This window comes from Kitasatospora sp. NPDC091207, from assembly GCF_044768625.1.
Classification (GTDB): domain Bacteria; phylum Actinomycetota; class Actinomycetes; order Streptomycetales; family Streptomycetaceae; genus Kitasatospora.
The window spans coordinates 1-1,100 of the sequence record NZ_JBIVVS010000078.1 but is presented as its reverse complement, the minus strand read 5'-3'; the positions used below and the strand labels follow the sequence as shown (position 1 = coordinate 1,100).

At 68.5% G+C, this 1,100-nt stretch carries 1 pseudogene; it reads right to left on the bottom strand.

The features are described from left to right. Positions 1-22 precede the first annotated feature (22 nt). Positions 23-1,023: pseudogene (locus ACIQTO_RS38185) on the bottom strand (IS5 family transposase). Positions 1,024-1,100 lie beyond the last annotated feature (77 nt).

Below are 1,100 nucleotides of genomic sequence, written 5' to 3'. Positions count from 1 at the left end.
TAGGGAGCGTATTTGGTCGTGATCAAGGGGTCTTGGTGAGGTCTTTGATCCAGATCATCGAGGCGCGGAGGTGGAGGCCGGCGAGGTAGCTCTCGGGCTTCTTGTCGAACCGGGTGGCTATGCCCCGCCAGGCCTTCAGCCTGTTGATCAGGCGCTCGACGGTGTTCCGTTCCCTGTAGAGCTCGGTGTCGTGGCCGACGGGCCGGCCGCCGCTGCTGCCCTTCTTCTTCCGGTTGGCGGCCTGGTCCTTCTTCTCCGGGATGACCGCTTTGATGTGGCGTTTGCGCAGGTGGGTGCGGTTGCCGCGGGAGGAGTAGGCCTTGTCCCCGGCGACGGCGTCGGGCCGGGTGCGCGGGCGGCCGACGGGCCCGCGGACCCGCACCTTCTCCAGCACGGGGATGAACTGCGGGCTGTCGGCGGCCTGTCCCTCGGTCAGAACGAGCACCAGCGGGCGGCACTTTCGCTCGCCGGCGACGTGGACCTTGCTGGTCTGACCGCCCCTGGAGCGCCCGAGCAGGGCGGCCTTCAGGCGGAGCTTGTGTCGGCGTCGGACACGTCGCCGCTCGTCCCGTTCCGGGTCGTGTGCGGTGTCCTGCCCGTTTTGTTCCTTCGGGCCGCCCCTTTTTGCCGGGCCTTCTCCGCCTCCTCGGCGGCCTTCTCCAGGTCGGCGAGAGTGTCGGGGTCCAGGTGCATCCCGGCGGCGTCGTGGTGGGCCCGAACGGTCGTGGAGTCCACGCTGACCAGCGACAAGTCAACCTCGCCCCGCTTCGCGGCCTCCGCGATCGCGCAGTCCAGCAGGGCCTCGAACACTCCGGCGTCCCGCCACTGCCGGAAGCGGTTGTGGACCGTCGACCAGGCGCCGAACTCGCCTGGCACCTCCCGCCACTGGCCGCCCGTCCGAAACCGCCAGATCACGCCCTCGAACTGCCGACGCAGCCGCTCGGGGTACGGGCCGTACTCGCCGATCGGCAAGTACGGCTCGATGAACTCCCACTCGGCATCAGTCAGTTGCACTCGCGTCACACAACACGGTCTACCGGACCAGGGCCCACCGCGAGGGCGGAACCTGCAAATTGATCACAACCAGATACACGCCCTAG